Here is a 16,232-nt window from a genome sequence, read left to right as displayed (position 1 = left end):
GTCCGCCGATTCACCGATTGGGAGTCATCTTGTCGGAATGGCTCGTCCTGTCCCTCGCGATGGCCGCCGCCTGTGCCGTGGTCCTCGCCATCGTGTTCTTCAATCAACGCCGGATCGGCGAGGACGACGATCCGAACGAAACCCCGGACGTCATCGAGTACATGACGATGATGATCGGGGTGATCTACGCGATCGTGCTGGGCCTGGCGATCGCCGGCGTCTGGGAAGGCCGCGGGGCCGCCCAGGAGTACGTGCGCCAGGAGTCCCAGGCCTTGCACGAGATCAGCGTCCGCTCCCAGGTCTACCCGCCCGAGGTGCGGGGGCGCATCCGCGCCGACGTCGACGCGTACGTGACGTACGTGGTCGGCACGGAATGGCAGGAGATGGCCGACAGCGGCAACCTCAACGACCACAGCGCGCAGCTGCTGGAGCGGATCCGCCGCGACGTGACCGACTACGAGCCGCGGACCGACCACGAGGGGCAGGCGTACCAGCCGCTGGTGGACCAGGTCGCAGCCGTGGACGACGCCCGCAACGCCCGCGGCCAGAGCGCCGGGGCCACGATGCCCGGGGTGGTGTGGTTCGGGCTGATCGCCGGGGCGCTGGTGACGGTCGGGCTGATCTTCACCCTGCAGATCCGCCGCTCGTTCCGGGAGCTGCTGCTGGCCGGCCTGTTCAGCGCGCTGATCGCCTTCCTGCTGTTCCTCATCTGGGACTTCGACGCCCCCTTCGGCCGGGGCATCGCGGCCACCGCCGAGCCCTTCTTCGCCCAGTTCCCGCACCTGGGACTGGAGGACTGACCGAGGAGCGGAAGTTCCCGGCAAACCGGGGGCGGGCCGTCCGTCCCCGGTTCGGCCTACCGGCGTGCCCCATTCGCCCGTTCCTGATCGCGGGTCACCGGCCCCGCGCCTAGCGTGGCGCACATCGAGGTGCACGACCCCTCACGTGCGGAAACGCTGCGCGACTGCTCCTCGGGGATCCGGAGAACCGACCATGGGTGCGATACGCAGCTCCGCCACAGCCCTGCTGAGCGCCGGCGCCTCCTGCGCCGCAGTCGCGCTCGGACTCTCCGGCGCGCCCGCCGCCCTCGCGGCCGAGGCGGCGCCCGTGACCTCCTTCGGCTTCGCCATCACCCCCTCGACGGTCGCGCCCGGCGGTCAGGCGGTGCTCTCCGTCACCGGCTGCGCCGCCGCGTACGCCACCGCGTCCTCCGGGGTCTTCGACACCGTGAGCATCGCGCGCGGACAGACCGCACGGGTCACGGTGGACCGGGACTCCCGTCGCGGAGCCCAGTACTCCGTCTCCTTCACCTGCAACGGGGAGACCGGCTCCACCGACCTCACCATCGCCGGCGGCAGCGCCTCGAAGCCCACCACGAGCTCCACCTCCGGCCCCCGTACCCCCGCGAGCACGGCCCCCGCCGCCACCCGCGTCCCGCCCGCGCCCGTACGCCCCTCACCCGGCCGCACCGCGACGACCGGCACGGCGACCGGCACGACCGGCACGGCGCGCCGCGCGAGCACCCCGGCGGCCTCGCTCGGTGTGCGGGGCGGACTCGGCGGCAGCGTGGCCGGCCGTGACCCCGTCGAACTCGGCGCGGGAGCGGCGCTGTTCCTCGCGGCATCGGGCGCCGCGGCGTACGTCCTGCGCCGGCGCCGCGCGGCCCGCCGGCACTGACCCCCGGCCGGCCGCGGCCCCGACCGGCACCGGCCCCCGCCCGGCCGCGCCCCCGTCCGCACAGCCCGGCAGCCGCCGGTCGCCCCGGGTCCTGGGCGGGACCCGGGGGGAGCGGCGGCGGGCCGGCCCGCAGGACGGCGTCGTGGCGGCCAGGGCCGTCAGACCCGCGAGCCGGCCGGACGGCGGCGCCGGATCACGTGCGCGCCCGCACCCAGCGCCGCGACGCCGACGAGGCTCGCGCCGATGGCCGTCTCGGTGGCGGACGGGCCGAAGGAGCCGCCGATGCCGCCCTGTGCGCCGTTGCCCGCCAGGATCGTGAAGCGGTGGGTGGCGACCAGGCTGTTGTCGTGGCACTTGACGGACAGGGTGTGGTGGCCCGGCGAGGCGTGGTTGAAGATCCGGACGGTCGCGAAGCCGATGGAGCCGGCCGACAGGTTGGTCTGCGGAAAGTTGCCGTGCGACCAGACGATGCCGCCGTGGCCGCAGCCGGCCGCACTGACCTGCATCGAGGCGCCCTGGTGCACGGAGTACGGGTTGACCGTGACGTTGCTGGGCCCGTTCCCGCCGCCGGACGGGGGGTTCGCGGCGGCGAACGTGGCACTGAGCCCGATCGCGGCGCAGGCGGCCGCGGTCACGGTGAGAGCGCGGAAAACACGCATGGTGGAACCTCCAGCGGGAAGCGCCCCGGAGCGGTGGCCCGGGCAGATCGACGAGAACGCGTCCCATCACGAACCCTCCGGCCGCTCCGCAACCAGCGCATTTCCGTCTTTGGGCCGCCCGGTTGAGCGACACGCCGACGCGCGGTGTGTTCATCTGACGGATCCGCAGGTCACGACCCGTCAGGCATTTATGTGACGATTACCTGGATGGGCGCACCCCTTCCGGACGCACCACCCGTTCGCCCCTCCCCGATCGCCGTCTCGCCGATGCGGCCTTAGCGTGCGGGAAGAAGGGCGTACCGGGGAGGGACTGGAACGCGGGTCGGGACCCCCGCGTCGGGAAGGGAGAGCCATGCTCGAGGACGACGGCGAGCTGCCCAAGAGGAGGCGCTCCCCCTGGGGCGCACTCGCGTTGGTCATGCTCAGCGGCCTCGCCATGATGCGCAACGGGGCGAACGTCGAGGACGGACCGCCGCAGCCGACGGCAGCGGCGGCGGTCGCCGTGCGCGCCGACCAGCTGCCGGCGCACCCGCCCACGCCGCCGCGGGACATGGAGGTGCTGGAGCACTCGTCGGTGCAGCGCGTCCGGATCCCGGCGATCAATGTGGACGCGCCGGTGATGACGGTCGGGCTGGACGCGCAGGGCTGGATCGACGCCCCGCCGCCGCAGGACCGCAATCTCGCCGGCTGGTACCTCAACGGCATCTCGCCGGGCCAGCAGGGTTCGGCGGTGATCGTGGGCCACGTGGACAACGCGCAGGGCCCGGCCGTCTTCTACGGGCTGGGCTCGGTCAAGCCGGGGAACCGCATCGAGGTGGAGCGCTACGACGGCCGCACCGCGGTCTTCGAGGTGTACGGCGTCGAGGTGTTCGCGAAGGACGCCTTCCCCGGAGCCAGGGTGTACGGGGACACCGGGCACCCGGAGCTGCGGGTGATCACCTGTGGCGGCGGCTACTCGAAGGCCAAGGGCTACGACGGGAACGTGGTCGTGTTCGCCCGCATGGTGGAGGCCCGCTGAGGAATCGATTCCCCGGCGGGCCCCGTCCCCGTCCCCCGTCGCCGCCCCGTCGCCGCCCCGCCGTGCTCAGCGGGGCGGCAGCGTGGGCAGTGTCATCCGGTAGCCGCGCGCCAGCAGCTCGGGCAGGTACGTCGCGACCGCCTGGACGCTCTGCGACCGGTTGCCGCCGGCGTCGTGGTTCAGCACGATCGCCCCGGGAGCGGCTCCGTCCAGGGCCCGGGAGACGATGGCGCCGGTGCCGGGTTCCTTCCAGTCGAGGGTGTCGACGGTCCAGGCCATCGGCTCCATGCCGAGGTCGGCGCCGATCTCGAAGGCGGCCCGGTTCCAGGCCCCGTAGGGTGCCCGGAACCATACGGGGGCCTCCCCCACGGTCTGCTGGACGACGTCGCTCGTGCGCCCGATCTCCGATTCGAGGGCGCCGCGGCCCAGCGAGGGGATCAGCGGGTGGGTCCAGGTGTGGTTGCCGATGACGTGTCCCTCGGAGACCATCCGGCGCAGCAGGTCGCGGTTGTCGGTGGCCATCTCCCCGCACACGAAGAACATCGCGCGGACCCCGTGGCGGGCGAGGGTGTCCAGGATCGCGGGTGTGTAGCGGGGGTCCGGGCCGTCGTCGAAGGTGAGCACCATCGCCCGGCCGGTGCGCGCCTCGGCGGGCAGTTCCAGGATGGGCCGGGTACGGACGGCGGGCTTCGCGGCGGGCGGCCGGGCGGGGGACTCGGCGGTCATGGGCCGCAGCCGGTAGGACTTCTCGGGCAGGGCCGCGGCGTTGAGTCCGGGCGGTCCGGCGGCGATGGCGGATCCGGGGCCCGCGGCCGGGGCGGGAGCGCCGGGGCCGGCGGATCCCCCCGCCCTCGCGGGGGCCGGGGTGTCGGCCTCGCCTCCGGTGAGCATGCCGGAGGCGGCGGCGATTCCGAGGAAGACGGCGGTACGCAGGAGCACGCGTCGCCCTACTGTCGGCTCGTCATTTTTCATTATTACTACGTATCAACGACATCGCCGAAGTTGTCGAGGGGCACGGACGCGCCCGGTCCCCCTCACCCGCTCGGACCAGCCCCGGCTCCGGTCAGCCCCGGCGCACCAGGGGGAACGGCAGGGTCTCGCGGATGGTCAGTCCGGTGAGGAACATGACGAGCCGGTCCACTCCGATGCCCAGGCCGCCGGTGGGCGGCATCGCGTACTCCAGGGCGTCGAGGAAGTCGTTGTCGAGTTCCATCGCCTCCGGGTCGCCGCCCGCCGCCAGCAGCGACTGAGCGGTGAGCCGCCGCCGCTGTTCCACGGGGTCGGTCAGCTCCGAGTACGCGGTGCCCAGTTCGGTGCCGAAGGCCACCAGGTCCCAGCGTTCGGCCAGCCGCGGGTCCTTGCGGTGCTGGCGGGTGAGCGGGGAGACCTCGGTGGGGAAGTCCTTGTAGAAGGTGGGGAGTTTCGTGCGCTCCTCCACCAGCCGCTCGTACATCTCCAGGACGACGTCCCCCCGGGTGTCCTCCGGCCGGTGCGGGACGCCGGCGGCGTCGCAGAGCCTGCGCAGGACCGGCTCCCGCGTGTCGGCGTCGACCTCCTCGCCGAGGGCCTCGCTGATCGCCCCGTACATCGTCTTGACGGGCCAGACGCCGGAGATGTCGTGGACGACGAGCGCCCCGTCGGGGCCCGCCTTGTGCGCGACCGGGGAGCCGAAGGCGGCGGTGGCGGCGCCCTGGATGAGCTCGCGCGTCAGGTCGAGCATGACGTCGTAGTCGGCGTAGGCCTGGTAGGCCTCCAGCATCGTGAACTCGGGGTTGTGCTTGTAGGAGACGCCCTCGTTGCGGAAGGTGCGGCCCATCTCGAAGACCTTCTCCATGCCGCCGACGCAGAGCCGCTTGAGGTACAGCTCGGGGGCGATGCGCAGGTAGAGGTCGAGGTCGTAGGCGTTGATGTGGGTGCGGAAGGGACGGGCGTTGGCTCCGCCGTGGATCTGCTGGAGCATCGGGGTCTCGACCTCCAGGTAGCCGCGGTCGAGGAGGCCCTGGCGCAGCGCCTGCACCGCGCTGGAGCGGGCGCGCACGACGTCGCGCGCCTCGGGGCTGGCGACGAGGTCGAGGTAGCGCCGCCGGACCCTGGCCTCCGGGTCGGCCAGGCCCTTGCGCTTGTCGGGCAGGGGGCGCAGGCACTTGCCGGTGAGCTGCCAGGAACCGACGACCACCGACAGTTCGCCGCGGCGGCTGGATCCGACCTCCCCGCTCGCCACGACGTGGTCCCCGAAGTCGACTTGGGAGGTGAAGGAGTCCAGGGCCGGGGAGCCGCTCTCGTCACGGGTGAACATCAGCTGGGTGTCGCCGGTCCAGTCGCGCAGCACGGCGAAGACGACGCCGCCGAGGTCGCGCACGACCATCACGCGTCCGGCGAGGGTGACCTCTTCGCCGGTACGGGTGCCGGGCGGGTAGCCGGGGTGGGCGGCCTTCAGCTGGGCGACGGTGTGGGTGCGCCGGCGGATCCCGACCGGGTAGGGGTCGGTTCCCGAGGCGCGGATGCGCTCCAGTTTGGCGTGGCGGACGCGTACCTGGTCGGGCAGCCGTTCCTGCTGCGCCCGTGTTCCGTCCTCCCCGACGAGGTCCAGGCCCAGGGAGTCGATGGAGGGCAGCCCGGCGGTGTTGGCGGGGGCGGTGAGGCCCTTGGGGTGGCCGTTGCCCCAGAGGGTGCGCAGGCTCGGTACGGAGACGAAGCCCTCGGCGATGCCGGAGGCGAGGCTGACGCGGGCGAGCGAGCCGGCGTCCTGGTAGCACAGGAACCGGGGGTACCACTCGGGCCCGTACTTCACGTTGGAGCGGTACAGGGCCTCCAGCTGCCACCAGCGGGAGAAAAACAGCAGCAGCTTGCGCCACATCTTCAGGACGGGGCCGGCGCCGATCCGGCCGCCCTCCTCGAAGGCGGAGCGGAACACGGCGAAGTTGAGCGAGATCCGGCGTACGCCGAGGCCCGGGGCGGCGGCGCAGAGCTCGGCGACCATGAACTCCATGACCCCGTTGGGGGCGGCGCGGTCGCGGCGCATCAGGTCCAGGGAGATGCCGTCCTTGCCCCAGGGGACGAAGGAGAGCAGGGCGATCAGTTCGCCCGCGGCGTCGTAGGCCTCGACGAGCAGGCAGTCCCCGTCCGCGGCGTCGCCGAGCCGGTCGAGGGCCATGGAGAAGCCGCGTTCGGTCTCGGTGTCGCGCCACTTGTCGGCCCGGTCCACGATGATCTGCATCTCGTCCTCGGAGAGGGCGGAGTGGCGGCGGATCAGGGTGGTGGCACCGGTGCGCCGGACCCGGTTGACGGCCTGGCGGGTGACGCGCATGTCGCGGCCGTCGAGGTCGAAGTGGGCGACGTGCAGGATGGCCTCGTCGCCGAGCTGGAGGGCGCTGAGCCCGGAGCGGGCGTACGCGGTCGCCCCGTCCTCGGAGGCGCCCATCACGGCGGGCTGCCAGCCGTAGCGCCGGGCCACGCCCAGCCAGGCGTCGACGGCGGGGGTCCAGGCGGCGGGGTCGCCGACGGGGTCGCCGCTGGCGAGGCAGACGCCGGCCTCGACGCGGTAGGTGACGGCGGCCTTGCCGTTCGGGGCGAAGACGACGGCCTTGTCGCGCCGGGTGGCGAAGTAGCCGAGGGAGTCGGCCCGGCCGTAGGCGCGGAGCAGGGCCCGGATGCGGGGCTCCTCGTCCCCGTGCAGGGCGGCGGTGAGCCGCTGCGAGCGGAAGAGGGTGGAGGCGGCGTTCAGCAGGGCGAGGGCGCCGAGGAGGCCGAGGACGAAGTAGACCGGGCGGGGCGGGCGGCCGTCGAACTGGCGGGCGGAGAAGAGCCCGCCGAAGACCTGTTTGGCGGCCCAGTCCAGCCACTGCCCCTTGGGCAGGGTGCCGGGGAAGAGGGCGACCAGGCCCCAGCCGAGGAGGACGGCGACGAGCAGGCCGAGGCCGAGCACGAGCATCGCCCGCCAGACGGCTCCGGGGCGGGAAGCGGCGTAGAACTCGCGGCGGGCGGCGATCAGGAGGGCGAAGGCCACCACGGCGATGGCCATGGAGGTGCCGCCGACCCAGAGGTCCCCGTCCGCGATGATCAGCACGTCGACGAGGACGAGCAGGGCCAGATAGGTGACGACGATCCACCAGGCGATCTTCTTGCGCATGCCGAGCGCGGCCGCGAGGAGGAAGAGGAAGACGGCGTACGCGAGGTTCGCGCTGACCGGCACCACGAAGTCGTCGAGGAAGTCCACCACGGGCCGCAGCAGCCCGCGCAGCGTCGGGGAGAGCGAAAGCAGCGCGCACAGCAGGCCGAGCGATCCGAAGAACGCTCCGAAGGCGTCCGGGACCCGGTTCAGGAAGCGGTTGCGGGTCCCCCGGGTCTCCTCCAGCGTGGCACTCATGCTTGGCACTGTAGGGAGGCCCGCGCGGGTCCGCGCGGCGAAGCGCCTAATCTCGGGAGGGTGACAGAGCATGTGAACGCGGGTTTCGAGCGCGGTACCGACGGCCCGAAGGTGATCCTCGCCGGAGTCGACGGATCCGATTCCTCCCTGCGGGCCGCCGCCTACGCGGCGGGGCTGGCCCGCCGGCAGAACGCGTTGCTGGCGCTGGTCTACGTCCAGCCGGTGATGCCGGCCGGGGCCTCCCTGGGGGTGCCGGTCGCGGACACCACCGGGGAGATCGCGGAGGGGATCGTGGCGGAGATCCGCGCCTCCGCGGAGCGCCTGCGGGGCATCTTCGAGGTGCGCTGGCAGTTCCACACCTTCCGCGGGGACCCGTACGCGGGGCTCGTGGCGGCGGCGGAGGAGCTGAAGGCGGACGCGGTGGTGGTCGGTGCCTCGGAACAGGCGGGCCACCGCATCGTCGGCTCGGTGGCGGTGCGCCTGGTCAAGGCGGGCCGGTGGCCGGTCACCGTCGTCCCGTAGCGGTGCCTTCCCCGGCGGGGGCCACCGCTCAGCGCGCGGCCCGGAGCCCGTCCTTGGCCGCGCCGCGGCTGAGGACCGCCTCCGAGACGGCCTCCTGCGCGGTCTCGTAGGCGTCGTGGTCCGGGTCCTTGGCGAGGGCGGCCGGGAGGTTGACGATCCGGCCCGTGGACAGGTCCATCATCTGGGGGACGAACTCCGCCTTCGTCACCTGCCAGCGCTGCCCGGGGGCGGCGGGCGGGGCGAAGGTGAAGCGGCCGATGGAGCCGTAGTTGCCGCGCATGTCACGGGCGCCGGAGTAGTTGAACATCTCACCGGCGACCTGGTCGCCCATCCCGTAGACGATCCAGGTCCCGTTGACCTTCTCGTAGGCCTGCGGGATGTGGGCGTGCGTTCCCAGGATCATGTCCACGTCCGGCCGGCCGCCGGTCTGCGAGGCGGTCAGCGCCTTGCCGAGCGAGAGCTGGGTCTCGTCCGGTTCGGTCTGCCACTCGGTGCCCCAGTGCAGGCTGACCAGTACGACGTCCGCGCCGGCCTTGCGGGCGGCCCGCGCGTCGGCGACGATCCGGTCCTGGCGCATCAGGTTGACCGCCCACGGCTGTCCGTCGGGCATGGGGTAGCCGTTGGTGTCGTAGGTGTACGCGAGGTGCGCGACCTTCGCGGTACCCGCCGTGTAGAGGGTGGTCCGGGCGGCCTCCGCCGCGGTGCGGGCGGATCCGGCGTGGCCGAGGCCGACCTTGTCGAAGCGGTCCAGGGTGCGCGCGAGGCCCTCGCTCCCGTCGTCCAGGGTGTGGTTGGAGGCCGTGGAGCAGCCGTCGTAGCCGGCGTCCTTGAGCGCGTCGGCCACCGAGGGCGGGGAGACGAAGGCGGGGTAACCGCTGAACGGTCCGCCGTCCTCGCCGTAGATCGTCTCCATGTGGCACAGGGCGAGGTCGGCCGCCGAGACCAGGGGTTTGACGGCGGAGAACATGGGCCGGAAGTCGTACCCGTCGCCGTCCGCGTCGGCCGCGGCGCGTTTGATGATCGAGGTGTGCGGGAGCACGTCGCCGCTCGCGACCAGGGTGAAGCCACGGGCCGCGACGGGCGTGGCGCCGCCGTTGGGGCCGGCGGTGCCGGCGGGGGCCCCGGCGGAGCCGAGGTGGGCGGGGGCGGCTTCCCGGGGGGCGGAGGAGCAGGCGGCGGCCGCCGGGGACAGGAGGAGGGCGGACAGGAGCGCGAGGGCCCGCCGGGTGCGCTTGGTCATCTGTCCAGCCTTCATTCGTAGGACTGTCGGACCATCCGAAATCCACAAGAGAAGGCATCGCAAGTCAAGGACCGGGGCCGCCCGCCGGCCGGGCCCCACCCTGACGGCGTACGTCCGTTCACCGTGCCGTTCGACCGTTCGTCGCCCGCCACGGCCGCCCACCGGACGACCCGGGTGCTTGGGCGCAACAGCGCCGCCCGACGGTTCCCGGGCGGCTCCGCGCAGGTGAGGGTGGGTGGAACCCCGCGCACCGGAAGGAGCCACCGTGCCGCTCACCCCCACGCTCCCGCGCACGCAGCCAGAGGCGCTCGCCGCGCTCCAGCGCGAACACGGACGGGCCCTGTTCGGTTTTCTGCTCGGACTCACGGCAGGGGACGCCCAGCGCGCCGAGGACCTCGTCCAGGAGACCCTCGTACGGGTCTGGCAGCACCCGGAGGTGCTCGACACCGGGCACGAGTCGATGCGGCCCTGGCTGTTCACCGTCGCGCGCCGGCTCGCGATCGACGCCCGCCGCGCCCGGCTGTCCCGGCCCCAGGAGGTCGACCCCGACGGCCTGGAACAGGCGCCGGCGCCCGAGGACGCGGTGGCGGGCTCGGTCACCGCCATCGACGTCCGGCGGGCGGTGGGCAGCCTGGGCCCGGAGCACCGGGAGGTGCTGATGCAGGTCTACTTCCGGGACCGCTCGGTGGCCGAAGCGGCGGCGGAGCTCGGCATTCCGGCTGGAACGGTCAAATCCCGGACGTACTACGCCCTGCGCGCCCTGCGCAAAGGCCTCCACGGGTACGGACTCGGCGCCTGAGAGCGGGGCCGCGGCCCCCTCGCACGCTCAGGCCCCGGTGGAGAAACACTCAAGGAACGCCCGCCGTGCGCAGGAACCGGACACGGACCGCATCGATATCGGCACCGGTCCGTTCAAGTTGAGTAAACATCCTCCGTTCCACGAGTCGGCCGGTGAAGGCTCGGGGACGACGGCGGGACGCTCGACGCGCGGGAGAAGGTGGAACGGTGCAGCCCGAGGGTATGAACGGCACCAGTGACGGCGGACTGGCCGTGCCCATGGCATGGCTCTACGCGGAGTACATCGCGGACGAGCTGCTGCGCACGGGACGGCTGATCCCGGTGAGCACGCTGGAGTTCCGGGCCGGGCGGGACACGCTCGCGCTGACGATCTACCTCTCGGACGCGGCCGGTGAGCTCTCCGGGATCCGGGTGGTCTCGCAGCTGGAGGAGTGGCTCTCCCTGACGGCGTACGGCCACCCGTGGCGGGACTGGGTCGACACCCGGTTCCTCGACCTGGGCGAGGAGGCCCGCGAACGCGGCGGCGCCGAGGACCCGGACCTGGAGCTGGCCCGGGCGGCCTGGCGCTGGCTGGACGGCACGGAGCTGTTCGCCACCAACCTCGACCCCGGCCGCCACGGCCACGCCGACGACGCGGCGGGCCTGGACGAGAACGCCCGCGTCTGGACCCCGGCCTGGCAACTCGGCCTCCCCCTGGGCCACCTGGCGATGCACCTGTTCTGAGGCCGGGCCGCGCTCAGCCCGGGTACGGGGGCTCGGCCGGGTCGGTCACCAGGCCCGTGAAGTCGGCCTCGTTGCGCTCGCAGCGGCCCACGTACCAGCGGGCGATCAGCCACATCACCGGGTACGCCACCAGCCCGAGGGCGGCCCAGACCACCGGGCCGGCGAGCGTCCGGGGCAGCAGGAAGGCCAGCGGCAGCAGCCCGAGCAGCAGGGCGAGGAGAGCCAGAACGGCCAGGGCGGCCCGGAGCTGGCCGCGCATCAGGGCCCGTACGTAGGTGGCCCCCAGGGTGGTCTGCTCGGAGATCTCCCAGCGGGCCGGGGTGTGCGCGGGCGGCCGGCGACGGGTGCCCCGGGGCACTCCCGTGACGACCTCCCGCCGGGGCTGCGGACGCTGCTGGTCCTGCGACATGCTGCCGGATTCTATGCGGCGCCGGGGCGCTTGAGGAGGGGTGCCCGAGGGAGGCCCTTCGGGGACGGCTGCGCCGGGGACGGCTGCCCGGGCGGGGCTATTTGAGGAGACGGGAGAGCCTGCGGTCCGCGAGCGGCTTGCCCCCGGTCTGGCAGGTGGGGCAGTACTGGAGCGAGGAGTCGGCGAAGGACACCGACCGGACGGTGTCCCCGCACACCGGGCACGGCTCCCCCGCCCGGCTGTGCACCCGCAGCCCGCTCTTCTTCTCGGCCTTGAGCTGTCCGGCGGCCAGCCCGTGGGCCCGCTCGACGGCCGCGCGCAGGGTGTCCCCGACCGCCTCGTAGAGGTGGGTGACCTGCTCCTCGTCGAAGGAGGAGGCCAGTTTGAAGGGGGAAACCCGGGCCGCGTGCAGGATCTCGTCGCTGTAGGCGTTGCCGATGCCCGCGATCACGCTCTGGTCGCGCAGGACGCCCTTGATCTGCCGGCGTTCGCCCGCCAGCAGCGCGGCGAAGGCCGCCCGGTCGAAGCCCTCGGCCAGCGGATCGGGACCCAGCCGGGCGATGCCGGGGACCTCCAGGGGGTCGCGGACCACGTGGACGGCGAGGCGCTTTTGGGTGCCGGCCTCGGTCAGGTCGAAGCCGCCGCCGCCCTCCAGTACGAGGCGCAGCGCGAGCGGCCCCTTGCCCGGCCGGGGCGGCGAGGCGGGCAGGGACTCCTGCCAGCGCAGCCAGCCGGCCCGGGCCAGGTGGGTGACGAGATGGAGGTCGCCGATGCCGAGGGCCAGGAACTTGCCGTACCGGGCGACGGGACCGGCCCGCTGCCCTTCGAGGGCGGTGAGCGGCGGGTCGTACGTCTTGAGCACGCTGACGGCGAGCGGCAGGACGCGTTCGACCACCCGCCCGGCGAGGTGCTCGTCGAGGAACTCCCTCAGGGCCTCGACCTCCGGCAGCTCGGGCATCCTCCCAGCCTGCCGTGGCCCGCCCCGGAGCGCGACCCGGCGGCGCGGGAAGGGCTCAGCCCATCACGAACTCGCACCACACGCACTTGCCGCTGCCCCGCGGCTCCACTCCCCAGCAGTCCGCCAGCCGGTCTACCAGCAGCAGACCGCGCCCCGACACCCCCGCGTCCCCGGCCTCCCGGCGGCGCGGCAGGGCGCTGGAGCGGTCCTCCACCTCGACCCGGAGCCGACGCTCCGGGCCGGCCAGCACGCGCAGGGTCACGATCGCCGGGCCGTCGGTGTGCATCAGGGCGTTCACGATCAGCTCGTCGGCGACCAGCTCGATCTCGTCGGCCCGGCCCCGCGCGCCCCAGGCCCGCACGGCCGCGCCGATCATGTGCCGGGCGGCGACCAGCGCTTCGGGGTCCCCGGGCGCCACGTGCTGCTGGAAGCGGCCGCCGGCCTGCGGGGCTTCCTCGTCGCGGCGGCGCAGCAGGAGCAGGGCCATGTCGTCGTCGCCCCGGTCGTCGACGACCTCGCACAGGCGGTCGGCGAGCCGCTGGAGGTCGGAGGAGCCGCTGCGGACCACGTCGGCGAGGAAGCGGATGCCGTCGTCCAGGTCCGCTCCGGGTTGCTCGACCAGTCCGTCCGTACACAGCAGGAGCGTTTCCCCCGGGTCGAGTTCCACCGTGGTCACCGGGTACTCCAGGCGCCCGAACTCGGCGGACAGCCCCAGCGGCATGCCGCCCTCCACCGGCAGCCGCCGGCAGTCCCCGTCCCGGGTCCGCAGCAGCGGGTCGAGGTGGCCGGCGCGGACGATCTGGAGGACCCCGGTGGAGAGGTCCGCCTCCACGTAGGTGCAGGTGGCGAAGCGGTCGGTGTCCAGTTCGTGCAGGAAGACGGAGGCCCGGGCCATCACCGTGGCGGGCGCGTGGCCCTCGGCCGCGTAGGCGCGCAGCACGATGCGCAGCTGGCCCATGACGGCCGCCGCGTGCGTGTCGTGTCCCTGGACGTCGCCGATGACGGCTCCGACGCGGCCGCCGGGCAGGGGGATGACGTCGTACCAGTCCCCGCCGATGTCCTGGCCCATCCGGGCGGACCGGTAGCGGACGGCGATGTCCGCTCCGGCGACGGCCGGGATGCGGCGGGGCAGCATCGCCTGCTGGAGGCCCTCCGCGAGGTCGTGCTCCTGTTCGAGCAGCATCGCCCGCTGGAGGCTCTGCGCGATGCTGCTGCCGAGGGCGATGAGCAGGTTCCGCTCGTCCTGGGTGAAGCCGTCCTTGTCCTGGTAGAGGAGGCCGATCGCACCGATGGGCCGGGCCTGGGCGATCAGCGGCAGGTACGCGGCGGCCGAGATCCGCATGGAGGAGATCTTCGCCCAGAGGCCGGGATAGTCCGTGGCGAACTCCTCGGCCGAGTCGAGGAAGCGGGGCTGGAGCGTGCGCACGACCTCGCTCATCGGGTACTGCTCGTCGATGCGGGTGTAGCGGGTGCCGGGGACGAAGCTGCCCTCCGGCCCTTCGGCCACCAGGTGGATCCGGCCGGCCTCGACGAGCCCCATGACCATGCCCATCGAGCCGAGCCGTTCCAGGCCGTTGGCGTCACCGAGGGCGTCGATGACGTCCTTGACGGTGCGGGCGTGCGCCAGGGCGGCGGTGGTGCTCTCGACCACGGAGGTCTGACGGCGCCGCTCGTCGTCGAGGCCGAGGCGCTCGGCCGAGTGGCTGAGCTCCTCGGTCGCGTCGCGGACGATGCCGATGATCCGGTGCGGGCGTCCGTCCCGGCCGCGCATGACCCGGCCCTGGGTGTGGGTCCAGCGCAGCCGGCCGTCGCGGCAGCGGATGCGGAAGTAGGCGCCGTAGCTCTCGGCTCCGCTCTTGAGGGCGCTGGAGACCAGGGCGTCCAGCCGGGTCGCCTCGGCCGGGGGGACGCGGGGGCCCAGCGACTCGGGCCGCCCGTCGTAGGCGTCGGCGGTGGTGTCGAAGACGTCGAGCGCGGCCGCGTCCATGTGCATGAGCCCGGTGACCAGGTCCCAGTCGAAACTGCCCATCCGGTTCAGTGAGAGCGACCGGTCCGGGTGTGCGGGCCAGTCCTCCGGCGGAGATGCGGTGCTCGGCACCGGTCCACCATGACACAGGGCCCGGTCGGGCGCCCCCCAGCTCAGACGCTCTCCGCGAAGGGCGCCACGGCGGCCGAGGGCCGGTCGGCGGGCGGCTGGTCGGCGGGCGGGCGGTCGGCCGGCGGCTGGTCGGCGGGCGGCTGCTGGTCCGGTGAGGCGAAGGGGTCGTACGTGCGCCCGTCCGGGGTGCGCGGCAGCTCCGGGTCGCCCGGGGCCACCTGCGGCTGGTCCGGCGGGAGCGCTCCGCCGGACGGGTCGGAGGGGTTGGCGGGGTTGGCGGAGGGCGGCTGCCGGGGGGTGGCGGGGGTGTTCGGCGAGGCGTCGCCGCCCGTACCCGTACCCGTACGGGGGGCGCACGGGGTGGCCGACGGGCCGGGGGCCCCGGGTGCGCCGGATCCGGACGGCGGGGCGAGGGGCGGCGCCTGCTCGTCCAGCGGCACGCCCCGGGCGTCGAGCGGGGGCGCCTGCTCCTCCGCCGGGCCGGCCTGCGGAGCAAGGGGCGGAGCCAGCTCGTCCAGCGGCACACCGCGCGCGTCGAGCGGGGGCGCCTGCTCGCCGAGCGGTCCGGCCGGCAGGCCGAGGGGCGGAGCCAGCTCGTCCAGCGGCACGCCCCGGGCGTCGAGCGGGGGCGCCTGGTCCTCCGCCGGGCCGGCCTGCGGGCCCGCCGGTACGCCGGGGGGTCCGGCCGCCGGTGGGGCGGGGGCATCGGAGGCGGCGCCGGAGGGCGGCGGCCCGGACGGCGAGCCGGGCGGGGGCGCCGAGGGGGGCGCGGCCGGCTCCTTCGGCGGCGTGGTCCGGGCCAGGCTGTTGGCGTCCGGGCCCGCGCAGGGGTCGGACGGGTCGGGCGGGGTGGCGGGACCGTCGGGGATCCCGGCGGCGGGGTCGTAGGGGGGCAGCACGGCGGGGACCCGGTCCTGGGCCCCGTCGTCGCCGGTCTTGCGCTCGATCCAGGTGTTGTCGGCGACGTTCACGATGACCAGCCGGTTGATCGCCTGGACGGTCGGCTCGATGACGATGACCTGGTTGGGCTGGTAGCCGTTCCACTGGTCGCCCTTGAGCACCGGGTTCCCCTTCGCGCCGAGCGGCGCGGCCAGCGGGTTGCCGCAGGCGCACCGGACCCGGGGCATGCCGTGGTCGTCGACGAGGACGGCGGTCCCGGCCTGGAGGACCGACTGGTAGCCGGAGGCCCGGCCGTCGAGGAAACCGTGGTTGGTGATCCTGGTGTCGGCGCGCAGGACCACCGGGGTGAGCCCGCGCAGGAACTCCGGGATCTTCTCCTGGGCGACTCCGGCGGCCTCGGCGAAGGCACGTGACTTGCCGTCATCGGCCGTGAGGAGGGTGACCTGGCGTTCGACGTCACAGCTGCCGAGCCGGTTGGTCCCGCCGTACAGGCCGGGGGTGGCGGCGCCCACCGTACGGATCCCGCGGCCGCTCGCGTTGGGCAGCGGGGGCTGGACGGGCGCCGACTCGGCGGTGGCGGACGAAGGGGTGAAGGGATCGGGGCCGGGGGCGCCGACGGGCTGGAGGGCGAGCTCCTGCGTCCCGGCGGCGGCTCCCTTGGTCTGTTCGGGCTCCGCGGCCGAGCAGCCGGCGGCGAGGAGGCCGACGACCGCCAAAAGGGCCGCGCAGGCCGGTACGTGACGGCGCGGCGCCTGACGGGGTGTCGGTGCGGGCACGTCATTCACGTCGTTCACGCTGCTCTCCCTTTTCGCCCCGGTTTGTCGTTCTCCTGTCTGCCGCATCTCCCGGGGCGCCGCAACCGGA

Annotated in this window: 14 protein-coding genes; 6 read left to right on the top strand and 8 right to left on the bottom strand. The window is 73.9% G+C overall.

Annotation, left to right across the window (positions count from 1 at the left end; translation table 11 throughout):
- The first annotated feature begins 29 nt into the window (after positions 1 to 29).
- Together ACFYYT_RS12265 and ACFYYT_RS12260 are read left to right on the top strand one after the other, a co-directional pair.
- Positions 30 to 800 carry a hypothetical protein gene (locus ACFYYT_RS12265; protein WP_351831730.1) on the top strand — a complete coding sequence of 257 codons (771 nt, stop codon included), beginning with the start codon at positions 30 to 32 and terminating at the stop codon, positions 798 to 800.
- A 193-nt stretch (positions 801 to 993) separates the two neighbouring features.
- Entirely contained in the window at positions 994 to 1,677 is a 684-nt protein-coding gene (locus tag ACFYYT_RS12260; protein ID WP_351831733.1) for a hypothetical protein, read from the top strand.
- A gap of 158 nt (positions 1,678 to 1,835) precedes the next feature.
- Here the strand turns inward: ACFYYT_RS12260 and ACFYYT_RS12255 are convergent, their stop codons facing one another.
- Complete coding sequence (locus ACFYYT_RS12255; RefSeq protein ID WP_351829818.1) at positions 1,836 to 2,336, bottom strand: hypothetical protein; 501 nt, start codon at positions 2,334 to 2,336, stop codon at positions 1,836 to 1,838.
- Between the two features lie 352 nt (positions 2,337 to 2,688).
- Between ACFYYT_RS12255 and ACFYYT_RS12250 the strand changes: the two genes are divergently transcribed.
- On the top strand, positions 2,689 to 3,354 hold the full coding sequence (locus ACFYYT_RS12250) for a class F sortase (protein ID WP_351829821.1): 666 nt from the start codon (positions 2,689 to 2,691) through the stop codon (positions 3,352 to 3,354).
- A gap of 66 nt (positions 3,355 to 3,420) precedes the next feature.
- On the opposite strand, the gene ACFYYT_RS12245 is transcribed toward ACFYYT_RS12250, so the two are convergent.
- Both ACFYYT_RS12245 and lysX read right to left on the bottom strand, forming a co-directional pair.
- Positions 3,421 to 4,326 carry a polysaccharide deacetylase family protein gene (locus ACFYYT_RS12245; RefSeq protein ID WP_351829824.1) on the bottom strand — a complete coding sequence of 302 codons (906 nt, stop codon included), beginning with the start codon at positions 4,324 to 4,326 and terminating at the stop codon, positions 3,421 to 3,423.
- Between the two features lie 91 nt (positions 4,327 to 4,417).
- Positions 4,418 to 7,720 (bottom strand): bifunctional lysylphosphatidylglycerol synthetase/lysine--tRNA ligase LysX, encoded by a 3,303-nt coding sequence (gene lysX, locus ACFYYT_RS12240; RefSeq protein WP_351829826.1) that lies wholly within the window; start codon positions 7,718 to 7,720, stop codon positions 4,418 to 4,420.
- Positions 7,721 to 7,780: 60 nt separating this feature from the next.
- Between lysX and ACFYYT_RS12235 the strand changes: the two genes are divergently transcribed.
- Positions 7,781 to 8,242, top strand: a complete 462-nt coding sequence (locus tag ACFYYT_RS12235; RefSeq protein WP_351829829.1) for a universal stress protein — start codon at positions 7,781 to 7,783, stop codon at positions 8,240 to 8,242.
- Positions 8,243 to 8,270: 28 nt separating this feature from the next.
- On the opposite strand, the gene ACFYYT_RS12230 is transcribed toward ACFYYT_RS12235, so the two are convergent.
- Complete coding sequence (locus ACFYYT_RS12230) at positions 8,271 to 9,482, bottom strand: CapA family protein (protein WP_351829831.1); 1,212 nt, start codon at positions 9,480 to 9,482, stop codon at positions 8,271 to 8,273.
- Between the two features lie 265 nt (positions 9,483 to 9,747).
- Between ACFYYT_RS12230 and ACFYYT_RS12225 the strand changes: the two genes are divergently transcribed.
- Both ACFYYT_RS12225 and ACFYYT_RS12220 read left to right on the top strand, forming a co-directional pair.
- Positions 9,748 to 10,281: a sigma-70 family RNA polymerase sigma factor gene (locus ACFYYT_RS12225; protein WP_351829833.1), complete on the top strand. Its 534-nt coding sequence runs from the start codon at positions 9,748 to 9,750 to the stop codon at positions 10,279 to 10,281.
- A gap of 221 nt (positions 10,282 to 10,502) precedes the next feature.
- On the top strand, positions 10,503 to 11,003 hold the full coding sequence (locus ACFYYT_RS12220) for a hypothetical protein (RefSeq protein WP_351829835.1): 501 nt from the start codon (positions 10,503 to 10,505) through the stop codon (positions 11,001 to 11,003).
- 13 nt (positions 11,004 to 11,016) lie between these two features.
- Here the strand turns inward: ACFYYT_RS12220 and ACFYYT_RS12215 are convergent, their stop codons facing one another.
- The 4 genes from ACFYYT_RS12215 to ACFYYT_RS12200 form a co-directional block, all read right to left on the bottom strand.
- Positions 11,017 to 11,412 (bottom strand): hypothetical protein, encoded by a 396-nt coding sequence (locus tag ACFYYT_RS12215; RefSeq protein ID WP_351829837.1) that lies wholly within the window; start codon positions 11,410 to 11,412, stop codon positions 11,017 to 11,019.
- 97 nt (positions 11,413 to 11,509) lie between these two features.
- Positions 11,510 to 12,370 (bottom strand): DNA-formamidopyrimidine glycosylase family protein, encoded by an 861-nt coding sequence (locus ACFYYT_RS12210; RefSeq protein ID WP_351829839.1) that lies wholly within the window; start codon positions 12,368 to 12,370, stop codon positions 11,510 to 11,512.
- A gap of 55 nt (positions 12,371 to 12,425) precedes the next feature.
- Positions 12,426 to 14,486: a SpoIIE family protein phosphatase gene (locus tag ACFYYT_RS12205; RefSeq protein WP_385318676.1), complete on the bottom strand. Its 2,061-nt coding sequence runs from the start codon at positions 14,484 to 14,486 to the stop codon at positions 12,426 to 12,428.
- Positions 14,487 to 14,509: 23 nt separating this feature from the next.
- Positions 14,510 to 16,162 carry a DUF6777 domain-containing protein gene (locus tag ACFYYT_RS12200; RefSeq protein WP_351829844.1) on the bottom strand — a complete coding sequence of 551 codons (1,653 nt, stop codon included), beginning with the start codon at positions 16,160 to 16,162 and terminating at the stop codon, positions 14,510 to 14,512.
- Between the last annotated feature and the right edge of the window lie 70 nt (positions 16,163 to 16,232).

This window comes from Streptomyces sp. NPDC002032, from assembly GCF_042890765.1.
Lineage (GTDB): Bacteria > Actinomycetota > Actinomycetes > Streptomycetales > Streptomycetaceae > Streptomyces.
Note: the sequence above shows the minus strand (reverse complement) of the source record. Positions and strands in the feature narration are given on the sequence as shown.

Excerpts from the sequence above, each read along its gene's own strand:
- ACFYYT_RS12260 (WP_351831733.1), top strand. The coding sequence starts at position 994 with ATGGGTGCGATACGCAGCTCCGCCACAGCCCTGCTGAGCGCCGGCGCC.
- ACFYYT_RS12255 (WP_351829818.1), bottom strand. The coding sequence starts at position 2,336 with ATGCGTGTTTTCCGCGCTCTCACCGTGACCGCGGCCGCCTGCGCCGCG.
- ACFYYT_RS12250 (WP_351829821.1), top strand. The coding sequence starts at position 2,689 with ATGCTCGAGGACGACGGCGAGCTGCCCAAGAGGAGGCGCTCCCCCTGG.
- ACFYYT_RS12245 (WP_351829824.1), bottom strand. The coding sequence starts at position 4,326 with ATGAAAAATGACGAGCCGACAGTAGGGCGACGCGTGCTCCTGCGTACC.
- lysX (WP_351829826.1), bottom strand. The coding sequence starts at position 7,720 with ATGAGTGCCACGCTGGAGGAGACCCGGGGGACCCGCAACCGCTTCCTG.
- ACFYYT_RS12230 (WP_351829831.1), bottom strand. The coding sequence starts at position 9,482 with ATGACCAAGCGCACCCGGCGGGCCCTCGCGCTCCTGTCCGCCCTCCTC.
- ACFYYT_RS12220 (WP_351829835.1), top strand. The coding sequence starts at position 10,503 with ATGAACGGCACCAGTGACGGCGGACTGGCCGTGCCCATGGCATGGCTC.
- ACFYYT_RS12215 (WP_351829837.1), bottom strand. The coding sequence starts at position 11,412 with ATGTCGCAGGACCAGCAGCGTCCGCAGCCCCGGCGGGAGGTCGTCACG.
- ACFYYT_RS12210 (WP_351829839.1), bottom strand. The coding sequence starts at position 12,370 with ATGCCCGAGCTGCCGGAGGTCGAGGCCCTGAGGGAGTTCCTCGACGAG.